Here is a 16,140-nt window from a genome sequence, read left to right as displayed (position 1 = left end):
ATCACTTCACCAGCGGCAGGTTGTCGCCTTTCCAGCTGGAGATACCGCCGGACAGCTTGGCGGCGGTGAAACCGGACTTCATCAACTCGCGGGCATGCGTGCCGGCGGTCTGGCCCATGGCGTCGACCAGAATGATGGTCTTGGCCTTGTGCTTTTCCAGTTCGGCGACGCGCGCAGCCAGTTTGTCGTGAGGAATGTTCAACGCACCAACAATGTGACCGGCGGCGAAATCCTTGTTCGAACGGATGTCGATCACAACGCCCGCGTCCTTGTTGACCAGCCCGGTCAGTTCACCGGTGCTCAGGCTGCGGCCGCCGCCTTGCATCTGATAGGCGATCAGCAACGCCAGCAGTACGACGAAGATACCGACAAGCAGATAGTGGTTAGTGGCAAATTCAATCAGGTGAGCAACCATCGAAGGAGGTTCCAGGGCGTTAAAATGTCGGCCAGTATACACAGCCACTATGGTGGGCCAAACCCCGTCCGGCGGTGACGCCGTCGGAACTTCGCATTAAACTGCCACTCCCTTTTTCATTGCCCCTCTTTTCATTCAGCCACGAGCGGAATCCATGACTACCACGCCTAAACCTTTGGTCCTGATTATTCTCGACGGCTTCGGTCACAGTGAAAGCCCTGAATCCAACGCCATCTATGCGGCGAAGAAGCCCGTTTTGGACCGGCTGTGGGCCACCGTGCCGAATGGTCTGATCTCGGGCAGCGGCATGGACGTCGGTCTGCCGGATGGCCAGATGGGCAACTCCGAAGTCGGCCACATGAACCTCGGTGCCGGCCGCGTTGTGTATCAGGACTTTACGCGCGTGACCAAATCGATCCGCGACGGTGAGTTCTTCGAGAACCCGACCATCTGCGCCGCGGTGGATAAAGCCGTTGCCGCCGGCAAAGCCGTGCACTTCATGGGCCTGCTGTCCGATGGCGGCGTTCACAGCCACCAGGATCACCTGGTTGCCATGGCGGAACTGGCCTCCAAGCGCGGCGCCGAAAAAATCTACCTGCACGCCTTCCTCGATGGCCGTGACACGCCGCCGAAAAGCGCTCAGTCGTCGATCGAATTGCTCGACGCATCTTTCCAGGCCCTGGGCAAAGGCCGGATCGCCAGCATTATCGGCCGTTACTTCGCCATGGACCGCGACAACCGTTGGGACCGCGTGTCCCAGGCCTACAACCTGATCGTCGATGGCAACGGCGAATTCAACGCCGCCACCGCTCAGGAAGGCCTGCAAGCCGCGTACGAACGTGGCGAGAGCGACGAATTCGTCAAAGCCACGTCCATCGGTGAGCCGGTGAAAGTCGAAGACGGCGACGCCGTGGTGTTCATGAACTTCCGCGCCGACCGCGCCCGCGAACTGACCCGCGTGTTCGTCGAAGACGATTTCAAGGAATTCGAACGTGCCCGCCAGCCAAAACTGGCCGGCTTCGTCATGCTGACCCAATACGCCGCCAGCATCCCTGCGCCATCGGCCTTTGCCGCCGGCAGCCTGGACAACGTGCTGGGCGACTACCTGGCGAAAAACGGCAAGACCCAGCTGCGTATCGCTGAAACCGAAAAATACGCTCACGTGACCTTCTTCTTCTCCGGTGGTCGTGAAGAACCATTCCCGGGCGAAGAACGCATCCTGATCCCATCGCCGAAAGTCGCAACCTATGACTTGCAGCCGGAAATGAGCGCGCCAGAAGTCACCGACCGCATTGTCGATGCCATCGAAAACCAGCGTTACGACGTGATCGTGGTCAACTACGCCAACGGCGACATGGTTGGTCACAGCGGCGTGTTCGAAGCGGCGGTGAAAGCCGTGGAATGCCTGGATCAGTGCGTCGGCCGTATCGTCGATGCGCTGGAAAAAGTAGGCGGCGAAGCGCTGATCACGGCCGACCACGGCAACGTTGAGCAAATGTCCGACGAGTCCACCGGCCAGGCTCACACCGCTCACACAACCGAGCCGGTGCCGTTCATCTATGTCGGCAAGCGTGACCTCAAGGTGCGTGAGGGCGGTGTGCTGGCGGATGTGGCGCCGACGATTCTGAAGCTGTTGGGTCTCGAAAAGCCAGCCGAAATGACCGGTACATCGATACTGGTGTAATCAGCCTCTCCAAACACCGCAAAACCCTGTGGGAGCGGGCTTGCTCGCGAATGCGGAGTATCAGTCGACATCAACCTTGACTGGCACACCGCATTCGCGAGCAAGCCCGCTCCCACATTGGTTTTGCGGTGTTTTACAGGCCGGTTATCACACAGCCCCAATTGGGCGTTTTTTTTGCAGCGCATGGCGGGCATACTAGGCCGTCCCTTTCCCTGGTGTCGCCCGCCTCTATGCTTCGCGTCCTGATAGCCCTTGCTCTGACTTGCCTGCTCCAACCGGCCTTTGCTGACGAGCGCGCGCAAACCCAACAACAGTTGGACGCCACGCGTCAGGACATTGCCGAGCTGAAAAAACTGTTGGGCAAGCTCCAGGAAGAAAAATCCGGTGTGCAGAAAGACCTCAAGGGCACCGAGACCGAGATGGGCAAGCTCGAAAAGCAGGTCGACGCCCTGCAAAAAGAGCTGAAGAAAAGCGAATCCGAGCTGCAGCGACTCGATGCAGAGAAAAAAAAACTCCAGAGCGCGCGCATTGAACAGCAACGACTGATCGCCATCCAGGCCCGCGCGGCCTATCAAAACGGCCGTCAGGAGTACTTGAAGCTGTTGCTCAACCAGCAGAACCCGGAAAAATTCGCCCGCACCCTCACCTATTACGATTACCTGAGCCAGGCTCGCCTGGAGCAGCTGAAGAATTTCAACGAAACCCTGCGCCAACTGGCCAATGTCGAAAAAGATATCGCCCTGCAACAAGCGCAATTGCTGGTGCAGAAGAGCAGCCTCGACAGCCAGCGCGATGAACTCGACAAAGTCCGTCAGGAACGCCAGCAAGTCCTCGCCAAGCTTAGCGACGACGTAAAAGCGCGCGATCAGAAGCTGGCCGCCCGCGAGCAGGATCAGGCGGACCTGTCTAAAGTCCTTAAAACCATTGAAGAAACCCTGGCCCGCCAGGCTCGTGAGGCAGAAGAAGCGCGGCAAAAAGCGCTGATCGCCCAGCAGGAAGCTGAAAAAAAGCGTTTACGTGAGGCTCAGGCTGCAGCAGACGCAGACGCCACTGACGCCCCACGAAAACCCGTTAAATCGACACCCGGCGTCCTGGTATCAAGCTCAGGCGAGACGTTTGGTGGCCCCTTTGCTTCAAGTCGGGGAAAACTTCCGTGGCCGGTTGATGGTCGACTGCTGGCAAGCTTTGGCGAAACCCGTGGCGACGACGCCCGGACCAAGTGGGACGGCGTGATGATCAGCGCCTCCGCCGGCAGCCAGGTGCATGCCGTACATGGCGGTCGCGTGGTGTTTGCCGACTGGTTGCGCGGTGCTGGCCTGCTGGTGATCCTTGACCATGGCAACGGTTTTTTGAGTCTTTATGGTCACAACCAGACGCTGCTCAAGTCTGCGGGTGACGTGGTAAAAGCCGGTGAGTCCATCTCCACTGTCGGCAACAGTGGCGGGCAGGACACGCCAGCGCTGTATTTCGCTATTCGTCAGCAGGGTCACCCGAGTGATCCGGCGCAATGGTGCCGCGCGCAAGGATAGGCGTTGAGTCACCTACATTAGGAGTTCGTTCGACATGCTGCATTTGTCCCGTCTTACCTCGCTGGCCCTGACGATCGCCCTGGTGATCGGCGCGCCTCTGGCGTTCGCTGCTCAACCGGCTCCGGCGGTCGCACCGGCGGGCACTGCTGCGACTACCAAGGCGCCGTTGCCGCTGGAAGAGTTGCGCACCTTTGCCGAGGTCATGGACCGGATCAAGGCAGCTTATGTCGAACCTGTGGACGACAAGACTCTGCTGGAAAACGCGATCAAGGGCATGCTCAGCAACCTCGACCCGCACTCCGCCTACCTGGGCCCGGAAGACTTCGCTGAATTGCAGGAAAGCACCAGCGGCGAATTCGGCGGCCTGGGCATCGAAGTCGGCGCCGAAGACGGTTTCATCAAGGTGGTTTCGCCCATCGATGACACTCCGGCGTCGAAAGCTGGCATTCAGGCCGGCGACTTTATCGTCAAGATCAACGGCCAGCCGACCCGCGGCCAGAGCATGACCGAAGCCGTGGACAAGATGCGCGGCAAGATCGGCCAGAAAATCACCCTGACCCTGGTGCGCGACGGCGGTACGCCGTTCGACGTGACCCTGGCCCGCGCCATCATTCAAGTGAAGAGCGTGAAGAGCCAGCTGCTGGAGTCCGGCTACGGCTACATACGCATCACCCAGTTCCAGGTCAAGACCGGCGAAGAAGTGTCGAAGGCACTGGCCAAGCTGCGCAAGGACAACGGCAAGAAGCTCAACGGCATCATCCTCGACCTGCGTAACAACCCGGGCGGCGTACTGCAGGCTGCGGTGGAAGTGGTTGACCACTTCATCACCAAGGGCCTGATCGTTTACACCAAGGGTCGCATCGCCAACTCCGAGCTGCGCTTCTCCGCCACCGGCAAGGACGAAAGCGAAGCCGTGCCAATGGTTGCATTGATCAACGGTGGCAGCGCCTCGGCCTCGGAAATTGTTGCCGGCGCCTTGCAAGACCAAAAACGCGCAGTGGTCATGGGCACCACCAGTTTTGGCAAAGGCTCGGTACAAACCGTGCTGCCGCTGAACAACGATCGCGCACTGAAGATCACCACGGCGCTGTATTACACGCCGAACGGCCGCTCGATCCAGGCCCAAGGCATCGTTCCGGACATCGAAGTGCGCAAGGCCAAGATCACCAGCGAGCAGGACGGCGAATACTTCAAGGAAGCCGATCTGCAAGGCCACCTGGGCAATGGCAACGGTGGCGCCGACAAACCGACCGGCTCCAGCGGCAAGGCCAAGGCGATGCCGCAGGATGATGATTACCAGTTGGCCCAGGCCCTGAGCCTGCTCAAAGGGTTGAGCATCACCTCCGGTCGCTGAGATGCGCCTGCGGTTGGTGCTCGGTCTGTTGTGCTGTCTGGCGGGTGTTGCTCACGCGGCACCCGCCCCTCAAAAGGCCTACATCACGCTGATCATCGATGACCTGGGGCAAAACCTGCCCCGGGATCGCCGCGTGCTGGCCCTGCCCGGCCCGGTGACCACGGCGATCATGCCCGACACACCCCACGCCACTGAATTCGCCCGCGAAGCCCATCGCGCCGGCAAGATCGTCATCCTGCACATGCCGATGGACCCGGCCACGGGACCGTTCGCCTGGCATCCTGATTTGCCCGTCGACGAGCTTGAGAAGCGCCTGAATGCGGCATTCAAGGTCGTGCCCTATACCGCTGGCATCAACAATCACATGGGCAGTCGCATGACCGCGCAACCAGCCGCCATGGCCTGGTTGATGGCGGATTTGCAGCGCCGGCACAAGTTCTTCGTCGACAGTCGCACCAGCGCGCAAACCGTGGCGGCGGCCGAGGCGCAGAAGATCGGGTTGGCGAGTGTTTCGCGGGATGTGTTTCTGGATGACGAGCGCACGGAAGCAGCGATATTCACGCAGCTACAGACCGCGATCAATCTGGCGCACAAACAGGGTTCGGCGGTGATGATCGGCCACCCCTACCCCCAGACGCTGGCTGTGCTGGAGCGCGAGTTGCCGAAGCTGAAAGCTCAGGGCATCGACTGGATCGATATCAAACAGATGATCAGCGTACGCAGCAACCGTGCAACGGCTGCGCACGGCAAGGATGGCGTGTACCGATAATCCACACCACAAAAACTACTGTGGGAGCGGGCTTGCTCGCGAAGAGGGCGTGTCAGTCGACGTCTATGTTGACTGACACACTGCATTCGCGAGCAAGTCGAATCGTCGCACCGCCGCTCCCACATTTGATTGCTGGGTGTCAGAGATACCGCGCCATGATGTCATCCACCACGCCTTCCTTGCGCAACTGATCCAGCGCAGCCTGGAGCTTGGCAACGGTTTCGTCCGGCACGTCCTTGTTCAGTGCCAGATATAGCTCGGCGCTGTTGAAGCGCAGCACGGTCTTGAGCCCGGTTACCCCGTCCTGACGCGCCAGATAGCGACCGGCGGGGTCGCCGGTGGCCCACAGGTCGATCTGGCCGTTAACCAGCTTCTTCGCATTGTCCTGATCTCGCAGTACGACGATCGGCTTGAGCCCCTGCTTTGTCAGGGTCTCGGCAATCGCATCACCCTTGTATGCACCGATCTTGTACTTGCGCGCCTGATCCAGCGTTTCCAGGCTGATTTTGCTGTCCGCCTTGGCCAGCATGATCCAGTCATCCGGGCCAATCGGGCCGACCCACTTGAAGAGTTTCTCGCGATCCGGCAACCGCGCCATCACGAATACGCCGTAACCGGGTTTCTCGAGGGCGAGCTTGTAGATACGCTCCCAAGGGAAACGCAGGGTCAGGCTGTAGGTAATGTCGGCGCGTTTGAACATCTCGCGGACGATGTCCACGGCAATGCCGTTGATGTTCTCGTCCTGAGCGAAGTTCTTGCCGTTACTGGCCATGTTGTAAGGCGGGAAGTTTTCCGTCAGCAACACTAGATCGGCGTCGGGATTTTCCGCAGCGTGTACTCCACTGATCAACAATAGAGAAGCGCTGGCGAGGACAAGAAGAAGGCGTTTGAGCATGTCTGGCTACCGAGATCCATGGCGTACCCAAGAGTGCCTTGAGCCCGCCATGATGTCCACTGGCCTGTATCGGTTTGTTTAACGCATCACGATGCCGCGATGGGCCATGTAGGCCTTGGCTTCCTGCACGGTGTATTCGCCGAAGTGGAAAATACTCGCCGCCAATACCGCACTGGCATGACCTTCGATAATCCCGTCGGCCAAGTGCTGCAGGTTGCCTACGCCGCCGGAAGCGATCACCGGAATGCCCAACGCATCGCTGATGGCGCGGGTGACGCCCAGGTCGAAGCCGTTTTTCATGCCGTCCTGATCCATGCTGGTCAGCAGGATTTCACCGGCACCGAGGCCTTCCATTTTCTTCGCCCACTCAACGGCGTCGAGGCCGGTGGGTTTGCGACCGCCGTGAGTGAAGATTTCCCAGCGCGGGGTTTCGCCCGGACCGGAGACCTTCTTCGCGTCGATGGCAACAACGATGCATTGCGAACCGAAATGCTGCGCCGCTTCGCCCACGAACTCCGGGTTGAACACGGCGGCGGTGTTGATCGAGACCTTGTCCGCACCGGCATTCAGCAGGTTGCGAATGTCCTGCACGGTGCGCACGCCGCCGCCCACGGTCAGCGGAATGAAGACCTGGCTGGCCATGCGTTCAACGGTGTGCAGCGTGGTGTCGCGGCCATCGACGCTGGCGGTGATGTCGAGAAAGGTAATCTCGTCGGCACCCTGCTCGTCGTAGCGACGGGCGATTTCCACCGGGTCGCCGGCATCACGGATGTTCTCGAACTTCACACCTTTAACGACCCGGCCGTTGTCCACGTCCAGGCAAGGGATGATGCGTTTGGCCAGCGCCATGGTCAGTCCTCAGCCTTTGTACGAATCGCAGAAAGCTTGCGCTTCAGCAACGTCGAGGGTGCCTTCGTAGATCGCCCGGCCGGTGATCGCGCCGATGATGCCAGGCGCCTTGGCGTCGAGCAGCGACTTGATGTCACCGAGGTTGTGAATGCCGCCGGAAGCGATGACCGGAATGCGCGTGGCAGCCGCCAACGCAGCGGTGAACGGCACGTTGCAGCCCTGCATCATGCCGTCTTTGGCGATGTCGGTATAAACGATCGCGGACACACCGTCGGCTTCGAATTGCTTGGCCAGGTCGATGACCTGAACGGTGCTGATTTCAGCCCAGCCTTCGGTGGCGACGAAACCGTCTTTGGCGTCGAGGCCGACAATCACTTTGCCCGGGAATGCGCGGCAGGCTTCGGCGACGAAGGCCGGATCTTTCACGGCTTTGGTGCCGATGATCACGTAGCTCACGCCCGCTTTCACGTAGTGCTCGATGGTTTCCAGGGAGCGGATACCGCCGCCAATCTGGATCGGCAGGTTCGGGTAGCGCTTGGCGATGGCGGTGACCACTTCGCCGTTGACCGGCTGGCCTTCGAAGGCGCCGTTCAGGTCGACCAGATGCAGACGACGGCAACCGCCCTCCACCCACTTGGCAGCCATGCTCACCGGGTCATCGGAGAACACCGTGGAATCTTCCATGCGGCCCTGGCGCAGACGAACGCAGGCACCGTCTTTGAGATCGATAGCGGGAATAATCAGCATCTGGCAAACCTTCAAATTCGAGTGTTCAGCTTCGCTCGGAAATCAGTTTTTCTCGAGCGCCCACAAGTCGCTTTCGATGCTTTCGAACCTCTCTTTGAGGTGCGTCTGCACATCGAAAATCGCCCTGTTGTAATAGTGCGGAGCAATTTCACGGGTAAACAGCTCAAGGATTTCCGCCGCTTCGAACGAACCCAGGTCCAGTTCGAAGCGATCTTCCATGAAGCGTTTGATCTTGTGATTGGCCTCGTTCTCCTGTTCAGGAGTGAGGGTCAGGATCGGCGGCTTCTTTTTGACAGCCATTTACCAGCGACCATCCCACGCAGCGAAGTTCTGCAGCAATTGCAGGCCATGGGCATGGCTCTTCTCCGGGTGGAACTGCACGGCGAAACGCGAGCCCTCGGCCAGCGCCGCGGCGAAATCGACACCGTAGTGACCGCCACCCACCACTTGCCGCGCGTTGCCGGCAGCGATGTAGTAGCTGTGCACGAAGTAGAAACGCGCCAGGTCCGGAATGTTGTGCCACAGCGGGTGACTCACCGTCTGCTTCACTTCGTTCCAGCCCATGTGCGGGACTTTCAGGTGTTCGCCGTCTTCATGCAGGTCTTTGCCAAAGAACTTCACCGCGCCCGGGAACAGGCCGATGCAGTCGACGCCGTCGTTCTCTTCGCTGCTGTCGAGCAAGGCTTGCATGCCGACGCAAATGCCGAGGAACGGACGGTCCTGACTGACTTCACGCACCAGCGAGTCGAAACCCAGGCGACGGATCTCCGCCATGCAATCGCGAATCGCGCCGACGCCGGGGAAAACCACCCGGTCGGCTTCGCGAATCACGTCGGCATCGCTGGTGATCAAGACCTTGCCGGCACCGACATGCTCGAGGGCCTTGGCCACCGAGTGCAGGTTGCCCATGCCGTAATCGATAACCGCGACCGTCTGCATTACAGAACGCCTTTGGTCGATGGCATCTGACCGGCCATGCGGTCATCGAGCTCTACGGCCATGCGCAGCGCGCGGCCGAACGCCTTGAACACGGTTTCGATCTGGTGGTGGGTGTTGGTGCCACGCAGGTTGTCGATGTGCAGGCTGACGAGGGCATGGTTGACGAAGCCCTGGAAGAACTCCTGGAACAGGTCAACGTCGAAGCCGCCAACGGTGGCGCGGGTATAGGGAACATGCATCTGCAGGCCTGGACGGCCGGAGAAGTCGATCACCACGCGCGACAGCGCTTCATCGAGCGGTACGTAGGCATGGCCGTAGCGACGGATGCCTTTTTTGTCGCCGATGGCTTTGGCGAAGGCCTGACCGAGGGTGATACCGACGTCTTCCACGGTGTGGTGGTCGTCGATATGCAGGTCGCCCTTGCTGACAATATCCAGGTCGATCAGCCCGTGACGGGCGATCTGGTCCAGCATGTGCTCAAGAAAAGGAACACCGATATCGAATCGGGCCTTTCCGGTGCCATCCAGGTTGATCGAGGCTTTGATCTGGGTTTCCAGAGTGTCGCGCTCGACTGACGCCTTACGTTCGGCCATCACCAGCTCCGCAAAATCATTGGGCGAAAAAGGCAGCCATTATAGGGGCGCGGGCGGGAAACAGAAACACGGGAGGTGATATGACTGACGGAGTGAATTCACTACCGCGGGTGATAGACATGTCCATACAAGCGGACAGACGCAGAGTTTGTCTTCATGGAGATCAATTGTGAGAGCGGGCTTGCTCGCGAATGCGGTGCGTCAGTCAACATTGATGTCGACTGACACGCCCTCTTCGCGAGCAAGCCCGCTCCCACAGGGGGTGTTGCGTTTACTTAGTGGAACAAAACCGCCGTCTTCTGCAGAGTCACCCAAACACCCCACGCCAACGGAATCCCCACGACCAGCCACGCAGCAATCGCCAACGGCCTGGTGCCCGCAGCCGCTTTCCACTCCAGCACGGTGCTGCTGTCAGCACCCTTGTCGTGGCCCAGCGCCTGTTCAGCAGCCAGTTCGGCGTCGGTCATGAAGTACTTGTCGGCCACCGGACGCACCAGCAGGTTGCAGATGAAACCCAGCACCAGCAGGCCCGCGAGGATGTACAGCGTGATGTCGTAAGCGGCCGCGCGTTCAACACCGATGCTCAATTGATACTCACGCAGGTAGTTCACCAACACCGGACCCAGCACGCCCGCTGCCGCCCACGCCGTCAGCAGGCGACCGTGGATCGCACCAACCATTTGCGTACCGAACAGGTCGGCAAGGTAAGCCGGAACCGTCGCAAAACCACCACCGTACATCGACAGAATGACGCAGAACGCGGCCACGAACAGCGCAACGTTGCCCAGGTGACCGAGGTTAGGGATCAACGCGTACAGCGCAAAACCGAGGGCGAAGAACACGAAATAGGTGTTTTTACGGCCCAGGTAATCCGAGAACGATGCCCAGAAGAACCGCCCGCCGATGTTGAACAGGCTCAGCAAACCGGTGAAACCGGCAGCAATCGCGGCAATCGAAGCCAGTTGACCAGCGTCCAGCTGACCAAACGTCTGGTCAGTGCCGAGCAATTTGCCGGCGAACACTTCCTGCAACAGCGGCGAAGCCATGCCGAGGATGCCGATACCGGCGGAGACGTTCAGGCACAGCACCAGCCACACCAGACGGAATTGCGGGGTTTTCCACGCCACATTCACGTGGACGTGCCGATGGGTGATCATCGCGTTCGAGGCTTTTTTCGCCGGAGCGGTCCAGCCTTCAGGCTTCCAGCCGGTTGGCGGAACGCGGTAGGACAGTGCGCCACCGATCATGAACACGAAGTAGATCGCGGCCATCACCAGGAAGCTCTGCCACACGCCCACGCTGTCTGCCGACGCGAAGTGACCCATCAAGGCTGCGGCCAGCGGAGCACCGACCATCGCGCCACCACCGAAACCCATGATCGCCATGCCGGTCGCCATGCCCCGCTTGTCCGGGAACCACTTGATCAAGGTCGAAACCGGTGAGATGTAACCCAGTCCCAGGCCAATACCGCCAATGACACCGGAGCCGATCCACATCAGCCAGATCTGGTGCGTATACACACCCAGCGCCGAAATCAGCAGACCGCCACACCAGCACAGAGCCGACACAACGCCAGCCTTGCGCGGCCCGGCGTGTTCCAGCCAGCCACCCCAGATCGCTGCCGAGCAGCCGAGGAAGATGAAGAACAGGGTGTAGATCCAGCCGAGCATCGAAATCGGCCAGTCGCATTGCGACGAGAAAACTTGCGAGATGAAGCTCATGTCCGGCGCGCAGGCCACGGCCTTGCTCACGCCCAGTGCTTTGGACAGTGGCAGCCAGAACACCGAAAAGCCGTAAGCCATGCCGATACAGAGATGGATGGCCAACGCGGCCGGTGGCACCAGCCAACGGTTGAAACCGGGCTTGGCGATGATGCGTTCCTTGGACAGGAACGCGGGCTGGTCGGCGTTGAGGCCGTCCGCCGTGATGCTGGTGGTCATTGTGTATCCCCCAATTATTAGTAGGGTTCGCCAGCCACTCCCCACCCCAGCCTTATGCGCACGCATGACTGTTTTTTTGAGGTGGAGCTTCATTTGGGTACGACATCACGTCGCAGAAGGACGGACGAACGGGCAGAGGTTACCATTTGCACGTGACAGAAAAACCAAACTGATATCACCCTTTCCCTGTCATCCGGTCTGTCCAAGCGTAGGAGCTGCCGAAGGCTGCGATCTTTTGATCTTCTGTACCCTCAATAAAGATCAAAAGATCGCAGCCTTCGGCAGCTCCTACACCGCTCAAGGAAATTGCCATGCCTATCATCGTCGAGCTGTTGAACGAAGCCACCTATCAGGATCAGCAGGATCTGCAAAAGATTTACCGCGACGCGCCGCACTGGTTGTTCGCCCCGTTTGCCGGTGATGTGCAACTGATCGAAGGCTGCCTGCGGGAAGGTTCGCTGATCGGCGGGCGTTTCAACGATCGCCTGTTGGGCGCCGCACGCTTGCAACGGCACCAGGATGTCTGGCATTTGTCCCAACTATGTGTGCGCAAAATAACCCGGCGTCGCGGGGTTGCTGAACGGTTGGTGAACGAAGCCCAGGCAATGGCGTCGCAGTCAGGCGCGACATTACGCCTGCTGGCGCCTGCCGGGCACCTTGAAGCACAAGCACTGGCGGCCAAACTGAAAGTGCCGCTGGATGTATTGCCGGACTGATCGCTGACCGGTCGTCCACTTCTGAGCGCTATACTCCCCGGCAAATTCGAATTCGACTAACTACAAGGACTCGCCCATGAAAGCGTTCGGCAAAATCCTGGGTCTGGTACTTCTCGGGCTGTTGCTGATCATTGTGGCGCTGGGCTTTGCCCTGACCCACCTCTTCGATCCCAACGACTATAAAGACGAGATCCGCCAGATTGCCCGCGACAAGGCCCACATCGAGCTGACACTCAATGGCGACATCGGCTGGAGCCTGTTCCCGTGGCTGGGCCTGGAATTGCACGAAGCCAGCGTCGCGACCCTGGCCAAGCCCACCGAACCGTTCGCCGACTTGCAGATGCTGGGCCTGTCGGTGCGTGTGCTGCCGTTGCTGCGCCGCGAAGTGCAGATGAGCGATGTGCGCGTCGAAGGCCTGAACCTGCGCCTGAACCGCGACAAGGACGGCCACGGCAACTGGGAAGACATCGGCAAGGTGCCGGTGGCTGCCAACTCGACGGCACCTGCCGTCACGCCTGGCGAACCTGCACCGGAAACCACCGTTCAGGTGGAAAAACCGGCGCAGCCGATCCGCCTGGACATCGACAGCCTGACCGTCAACAACGCCCGCGTTGAATACAGCGACGAGAAGACCGGCAAGCATTTCAGCGCCGAAAGCATCCAGCTGAGCACCGGGCCGGTCCACGACTCCACCAACATCCCGGTCAAACTCACCGCGTTCCTCGGCACCAATCAGCCGGTTCTGAGGGTGCGCACCGAGCTCAATGGCGAACTGCGGTTCGAACGCGCCTTGCAACGCTACAAATTCGAAGACATGAAACTGTCCGGCGAAGTCGCCGGCGACCCGCTGCAAGGCAAGACCGTGACCTTCGCCGCCCAAGGCCAGTTGCTGCTCGATAAAGCAGCGAACGTCGCCGAATGGACTGGCATCAAGATCTCTGCCAACCAATTGCGCGCACTGGGTGAGCTGAAGGTCAACGACCTCGACAAGACGCCGCAAATCAACGGCGGTATTTCGATTGCCCAGTTCGACCTGGCGAAGTTCGTCGACAGCATCGGCCAGAAACTCCCGGCCATGGCCGAGGGCAGCCTGAGCAAAGTCGAACTGGTCAGCCGCGTTGCCGGTACGCCGACCAGCGTGGTGTTCGACAGCATCAACCTGAAAGTCGACGACAGCACCTTCAGCGGCCGCATCGCCGTCGAGGACTTCGCCAAACAATCGCTGCGAGCAGTCCTCAAGGCCGACACCTTCAACGTCGACCGTTACCTGCCACCAAAATCCGCTGAAGCCAACAGCGCGACACAAGTGCGTCAGGCCGAAGTGGCCAGTACCGAAGCCGATGCCATGGCCGGTGCGGGTAGCACGCCGCTGCCGGACAAGCCCACAAAAGATGCGTGGAGCAGCGAGCGCCTGTTGCCGGTGGAGCGCCTGAGCAAACTGGATGTGGACGCTGACCTGACTTTTGGCCAGTTGACCCTCGAGAAACTGCCGATCCAGAACGCGGCGCTCAAGGCCAATGGCAAGGAAGGTCTGCTGACGCTTGAGAACCTGCGCGGCGACCTGTACGACGGCACCTTCGAATCCAAGGGCACCCTCGACGTGCGTCAACAGACGCCGGCGCTGAACATGCAGACGCGCATCAGCAAAGTGCCTGTGGAAAAAATCCTCGAAAGCCAGGGTAAAAATCCGCCGGTCAAAGGCCTGGTCACGCTCGACAGCAACCTGACCGGCAATGGCAACAGCCAGAAAGCGCTGATCGAAACCCTCAACGGCAACGCCAGCTTCGTCATCAACAACGGCGTGCTGCTCAATGCCAACCTAGAACAGCAACTGTGCAAAGGCATCGCCACGCTCAACCGCAAAACCCTCAGCGGCGAGCCGCGGGGCAAGGACACACCGTTCCAGGAGCTGAAAGGCAACCTGACCTTCCGCAACGGCGTGGCCAGCAACCCGGACCTGAAAGTACGCATCCCGGGCATGACCGTGAAGGGTGACGGCGACGTCGACCTGCGGGTGTTGGGGATGGATTACCGCGTTGGCATCCTTGTCGAAGGCGATACGAGTGCCATGCCGGATCCGGCCTGTCAGGTCGGCGACAAATACGTCGGCATCGAATGGCCGCTGCGCTGCCGCGGCCCGCTGGAACTCGGCGCCAAGGCTTGCCGCCTCGACAACGAACGCATGGGCCAGGTCGCCACCAAAATGGCCGGCGACAAGATCAGCGAAAAGATCGACGAGAAGCTTGGCGACAAGGTCAGCCCTGAGCTGAAAAACGCATTGAAGGGGCTGTTCAAGCAATGAGATCCGAGCAGTTTTCATCGGCGGTGCTGGATTGGTACGACCGCCACGGCCGCCACGACTTGCCTTGGCAACAAGGCATCACACCGTATCGGGTGTGGGTCTCGGAAATCATGTTGCAGCAGACCCAGGTCAGCACCGTGCTGAATTACTTCGACCGTTTCATGGCCTCGTTGCCGACAGTCGAAGCGCTGGCCGCTGCGCCGGAAGATGAAGTGCTGCACCTGTGGACCGGCCTCGGCTACTACACCCGCGCGCGCAATCTGCAGAAGACCGCGAAGATCGTCGTCGCCGAGTACGGTGGCGAATTTCCGCGGGATGTGGAAAAACTGGTTGAGCTGCCGGGGATCGGCCTGTCCACGGCGGGCGCCATCGCCAGCCTGAGCATGGGCCTGCGGGCGCCGATCCTTGATGGCAACGTCAAGCGGGTGCTGGCGCGGTTTACCGCGCAGGAGGGTTATCCGGGCGAGCCGAAGGTCGCCAAACAGCTGTGGGCGAACGCTGAGCGCTTCACGCCGCATGATCGGGTCAACGCCTACACCCAGGCCATGATGGATCTCGGCGCCACGCTCTGCACCCGCAGCAAACCGAGTTGCCTGCTCTGTCCGCTGGAAAAGGGTTGCGAAGCGCACATGCTCGGCCTGGAAACCCGCTACCCGATTCCCAAACCGCGCAAAACCGTGCCACAGAAGCGCACGCTGATGCCGATGCTCGCCAACGGCGAGGGCGCGATTCTGCTTTATCGCCGCCCTTCCACGGGCTTGTGGGGCGGTCTGTGGAGCCTGCCGGAGCTCGACGACCTCGACGACCTGCAACATCTGGCCACGCAGCACTCGCTGGAACTGGGCAGCCAACAAGCGCTGCCAAGCCTGGTGCACACCTTCAGCCATTTTCAGTTATCCATCGAACCCTGGCTGGTTCAGGTCCAGGAGGCCGGCCATCACGTGGCCGAGGCCGACTGGCTCTGGTATAACCTCGCCACCCCGCCGCGCCTGGGCCTTGCCGCCCCGGTCAAAACCTTGCTCGAACGCGCGGCCGCCGTATTGAACGCAGGAGAGTCGTCATGACCCGCACCATCATGTGCCGCAAGTACAAAGAAGAATTGCCCGCCCTGGAGCGCGCTCCATTCCCGGGCGCAAAAGGTCAGGACATTTTTGACCACGTCTCGGCCAAGGCCTGGACCGACTGGCAGAAACACCAGACCCTGCTGATTAACGAAAAACGCCTGAACATGATGAACGCCGAAGACCGCAAATACCTTCAGGGCGAGATGGACAAGTACTTCTCCGGCGAGGAATACGCCAAGGCTGACGGCTACGTTCCGCCAGCTGAGTAATCCCGCATTTTCGAGGGTCGGAACGTAAGCGACGGTAATAATTAAATATTTTTTGAAAACTTGCTTGACGACCCC

The 16,140-nt window shown here is 60.1% G+C and carries 17 protein-coding genes; 8 read left to right on the top strand and 9 right to left on the bottom strand.

Features of this window, described 5'->3' with window-relative positions; genetic code table 11:
• Position 1: 1 nt before the first annotated feature.
• Entirely contained in the window at positions 2 to 415 is a 414-nt protein-coding gene (locus tag ACA073_RS01670) for a rhodanese-like domain-containing protein (protein ID WP_497401168.1), read from the bottom strand.
• Between the two features lie 154 nt (positions 416 to 569).
• Here ACA073_RS01670 and gpmI point away from each other — a divergent pair, with 154 nt between their 5' ends.
• From gpmI to ACA073_RS01650, 4 genes are all read left to right on the top strand, one after another.
• Complete coding sequence (gene gpmI, locus ACA073_RS01665) at positions 570 to 2,099, top strand: 2,3-bisphosphoglycerate-independent phosphoglycerate mutase (protein WP_497401167.1); 1,530 nt, start codon at positions 570 to 572, stop codon at positions 2,097 to 2,099.
• 230 nt (positions 2,100 to 2,329) lie between these two features.
• A complete protein-coding gene (locus ACA073_RS01660) occupies positions 2,330 to 3,628 on the top strand; it encodes a murein hydrolase activator EnvC family protein (RefSeq protein WP_497401165.1) in 1,299 nt (432 codons plus the stop codon).
• A 34-nt stretch (positions 3,629 to 3,662) separates the two neighbouring features.
• On the top strand, positions 3,663 to 4,982 hold the full coding sequence (locus tag ACA073_RS01655; RefSeq protein ID WP_497401163.1) for a S41 family peptidase: 1,320 nt from the start codon (positions 3,663 to 3,665) through the stop codon (positions 4,980 to 4,982).
• Between the two features lies 1 nt (position 4,983).
• On the top strand, positions 4,984 to 5,751 hold the full coding sequence (locus ACA073_RS01650; protein WP_497401161.1) for a divergent polysaccharide deacetylase family protein: 768 nt from the start codon (positions 4,984 to 4,986) through the stop codon (positions 5,749 to 5,751).
• A 139-nt stretch (positions 5,752 to 5,890) separates the two neighbouring features.
• Here ACA073_RS01650 and ACA073_RS01645 read toward each other — a convergent pair whose 3' ends face one another.
• The 8 genes from ACA073_RS01645 to ACA073_RS01610 form a co-directional block, all read right to left on the bottom strand.
• Entirely contained in the window at positions 5,891 to 6,646 is a 756-nt protein-coding gene (locus ACA073_RS01645) for a substrate-binding periplasmic protein (RefSeq protein WP_497401159.1), read from the bottom strand.
• A gap of 78 nt (positions 6,647 to 6,724) precedes the next feature.
• A complete protein-coding gene (hisF, locus tag ACA073_RS01640; protein WP_007972752.1) occupies positions 6,725 to 7,495 on the bottom strand; it encodes an imidazole glycerol phosphate synthase subunit HisF in 771 nt (256 codons plus the stop codon).
• Positions 7,496 to 7,504: 9 nt separating this feature from the next.
• Positions 7,505 to 8,242, bottom strand: a complete 738-nt coding sequence (gene hisA, locus ACA073_RS01635) for a 1-(5-phosphoribosyl)-5-[(5-phosphoribosylamino)methylideneamino]imidazole-4-carboxamide isomerase (protein ID WP_497401157.1) — start codon at positions 8,240 to 8,242, stop codon at positions 7,505 to 7,507.
• Positions 8,243 to 8,284: 42 nt separating this feature from the next.
• On the bottom strand, positions 8,285 to 8,542 hold the full coding sequence (locus tag ACA073_RS01630; protein ID WP_008024930.1) for a DUF2164 domain-containing protein: 258 nt from the start codon (positions 8,540 to 8,542) through the stop codon (positions 8,285 to 8,287).
• The gene (gene hisH / locus ACA073_RS01625) at positions 8,543 to 9,181 is read right to left on the bottom strand and encodes an imidazole glycerol phosphate synthase subunit HisH (protein WP_497401155.1); all 639 of its coding nucleotides are present in this window, start codon (positions 9,179 to 9,181) and stop codon (positions 8,543 to 8,545) included.
• On the bottom strand, positions 9,181 to 9,774 hold the full coding sequence (hisB, locus tag ACA073_RS01620) for an imidazoleglycerol-phosphate dehydratase HisB (RefSeq protein WP_003218037.1): 594 nt from the start codon (positions 9,772 to 9,774) through the stop codon (positions 9,181 to 9,183). The genes hisH and hisB overlap by 1 nt, the downstream gene beginning before the upstream one ends.
• A gap of 275 nt (positions 9,775 to 10,049) precedes the next feature.
• On the bottom strand, positions 10,050 to 11,714 hold the full coding sequence (locus ACA073_RS01615) for an OFA family MFS transporter (RefSeq protein WP_497401153.1): 1,665 nt from the start codon (positions 11,712 to 11,714) through the stop codon (positions 10,050 to 10,052).
• A 175-nt stretch (positions 11,715 to 11,889) separates the two neighbouring features.
• Positions 11,890 to 12,027, bottom strand: a complete 138-nt coding sequence (locus tag ACA073_RS01610; RefSeq protein ID WP_497401151.1) for a hypothetical protein — start codon at positions 12,025 to 12,027, stop codon at positions 11,890 to 11,892.
• On the opposite strand from ACA073_RS01610, the gene ACA073_RS01605 reads away from it, so the two are divergent.
• The 4 genes from ACA073_RS01605 to ACA073_RS01590 all read left to right on the top strand — a co-directional run bounded on the left by ACA073_RS01605 (position 12,026) and on the right by ACA073_RS01590 (position 16,065).
• A complete protein-coding gene (locus tag ACA073_RS01605) occupies positions 12,026 to 12,430 on the top strand; it encodes an acetyl-CoA sensor PanZ family protein (protein ID WP_497401149.1) in 405 nt (134 codons plus the stop codon). The genes ACA073_RS01610 and ACA073_RS01605 overlap by 2 nt on opposite strands.
• Before the next feature lie 76 nt (positions 12,431 to 12,506).
• A complete protein-coding gene (locus ACA073_RS01600; protein WP_497401147.1) occupies positions 12,507 to 14,732 on the top strand; it encodes an AsmA family protein in 2,226 nt (741 codons plus the stop codon).
• Entirely contained in the window at positions 14,729 to 15,796 is a 1,068-nt protein-coding gene (gene mutY, locus ACA073_RS01595) for an A/G-specific adenine glycosylase (protein WP_497401145.1), read from the top strand. The genes ACA073_RS01600 and mutY overlap by 4 nt, the downstream gene beginning before the upstream one ends.
• Positions 15,793 to 16,065 carry an oxidative damage protection protein gene (locus tag ACA073_RS01590; protein WP_288115271.1) on the top strand — a complete coding sequence of 91 codons (273 nt, stop codon included), beginning with the start codon at positions 15,793 to 15,795 and terminating at the stop codon, positions 16,063 to 16,065. The genes mutY and ACA073_RS01590 overlap by 4 nt, the downstream gene beginning before the upstream one ends.
• The last annotated feature ends 75 nt before the right edge of the window (positions 16,066 to 16,140 follow it).

It is taken from the genome of Pseudomonas sp. LBUM1670 (assembly GCF_059695695.1).
Note: the sequence above shows the minus strand (reverse complement) of the source record. Positions and strands in the feature narration are given on the sequence as shown.

Bases quoted from the DNA above. Each gene is read 5' to 3' on its own strand.
- hisF (WP_007972752.1), bottom strand. From the start codon at position 7,495: ATGGCGCTGGCCAAACGCATCATCCCTTGCCTGGACGTGGACAACGGC.
- ACA073_RS01670 (WP_497401168.1), bottom strand. From the start codon at position 415: ATGGTTGCTCACCTGATTGAATTTGCCACTAACCACTATCTGCTTGTC.
- ACA073_RS01605 (WP_497401149.1), top strand. From the start codon at position 12,026: ATGCCTATCATCGTCGAGCTGTTGAACGAAGCCACCTATCAGGATCAG.
- ACA073_RS01650 (WP_497401161.1), top strand. From the start codon at position 4,984: ATGCGCCTGCGGTTGGTGCTCGGTCTGTTGTGCTGTCTGGCGGGTGTT.
- ACA073_RS01610 (WP_497401151.1), bottom strand. From the start codon at position 12,027: ATGGCAATTTCCTTGAGCGGTGTAGGAGCTGCCGAAGGCTGCGATCTT.
- ACA073_RS01655 (WP_497401163.1), top strand. From the start codon at position 3,663: ATGCTGCATTTGTCCCGTCTTACCTCGCTGGCCCTGACGATCGCCCTG.
- ACA073_RS01615 (WP_497401153.1), bottom strand. From the start codon at position 11,714: ATGACCACCAGCATCACGGCGGACGGCCTCAACGCCGACCAGCCCGCG.
- ACA073_RS01630 (WP_008024930.1), bottom strand. From the start codon at position 8,542: ATGGCTGTCAAAAAGAAGCCGCCGATCCTGACCCTCACTCCTGAACAG.
- ACA073_RS01660 (WP_497401165.1), top strand. From the start codon at position 2,330: ATGCTTCGCGTCCTGATAGCCCTTGCTCTGACTTGCCTGCTCCAACCG.
- hisH (WP_497401155.1), bottom strand. From the start codon at position 9,181: ATGCAGACGGTCGCGGTTATCGATTACGGCATGGGCAACCTGCACTCG.
- ACA073_RS01645 (WP_497401159.1), bottom strand. From the start codon at position 6,646: ATGCTCAAACGCCTTCTTCTTGTCCTCGCCAGCGCTTCTCTATTGTTG.
- gpmI (WP_497401167.1), top strand. From the start codon at position 570: ATGACTACCACGCCTAAACCTTTGGTCCTGATTATTCTCGACGGCTTC.
- mutY (WP_497401145.1), top strand. From the start codon at position 14,729: ATGAGATCCGAGCAGTTTTCATCGGCGGTGCTGGATTGGTACGACCGC.
- ACA073_RS01590 (WP_288115271.1), top strand. From the start codon at position 15,793: ATGACCCGCACCATCATGTGCCGCAAGTACAAAGAAGAATTGCCCGCC.
- ACA073_RS01600 (WP_497401147.1), top strand. From the start codon at position 12,507: ATGAAAGCGTTCGGCAAAATCCTGGGTCTGGTACTTCTCGGGCTGTTG.
- hisB (WP_003218037.1), bottom strand. From the start codon at position 9,774: ATGGCCGAACGTAAGGCGTCAGTCGAGCGCGACACTCTGGAAACCCAG.
- hisA (WP_497401157.1), bottom strand. From the start codon at position 8,242: ATGCTGATTATTCCCGCTATCGATCTCAAAGACGGTGCCTGCGTTCGT.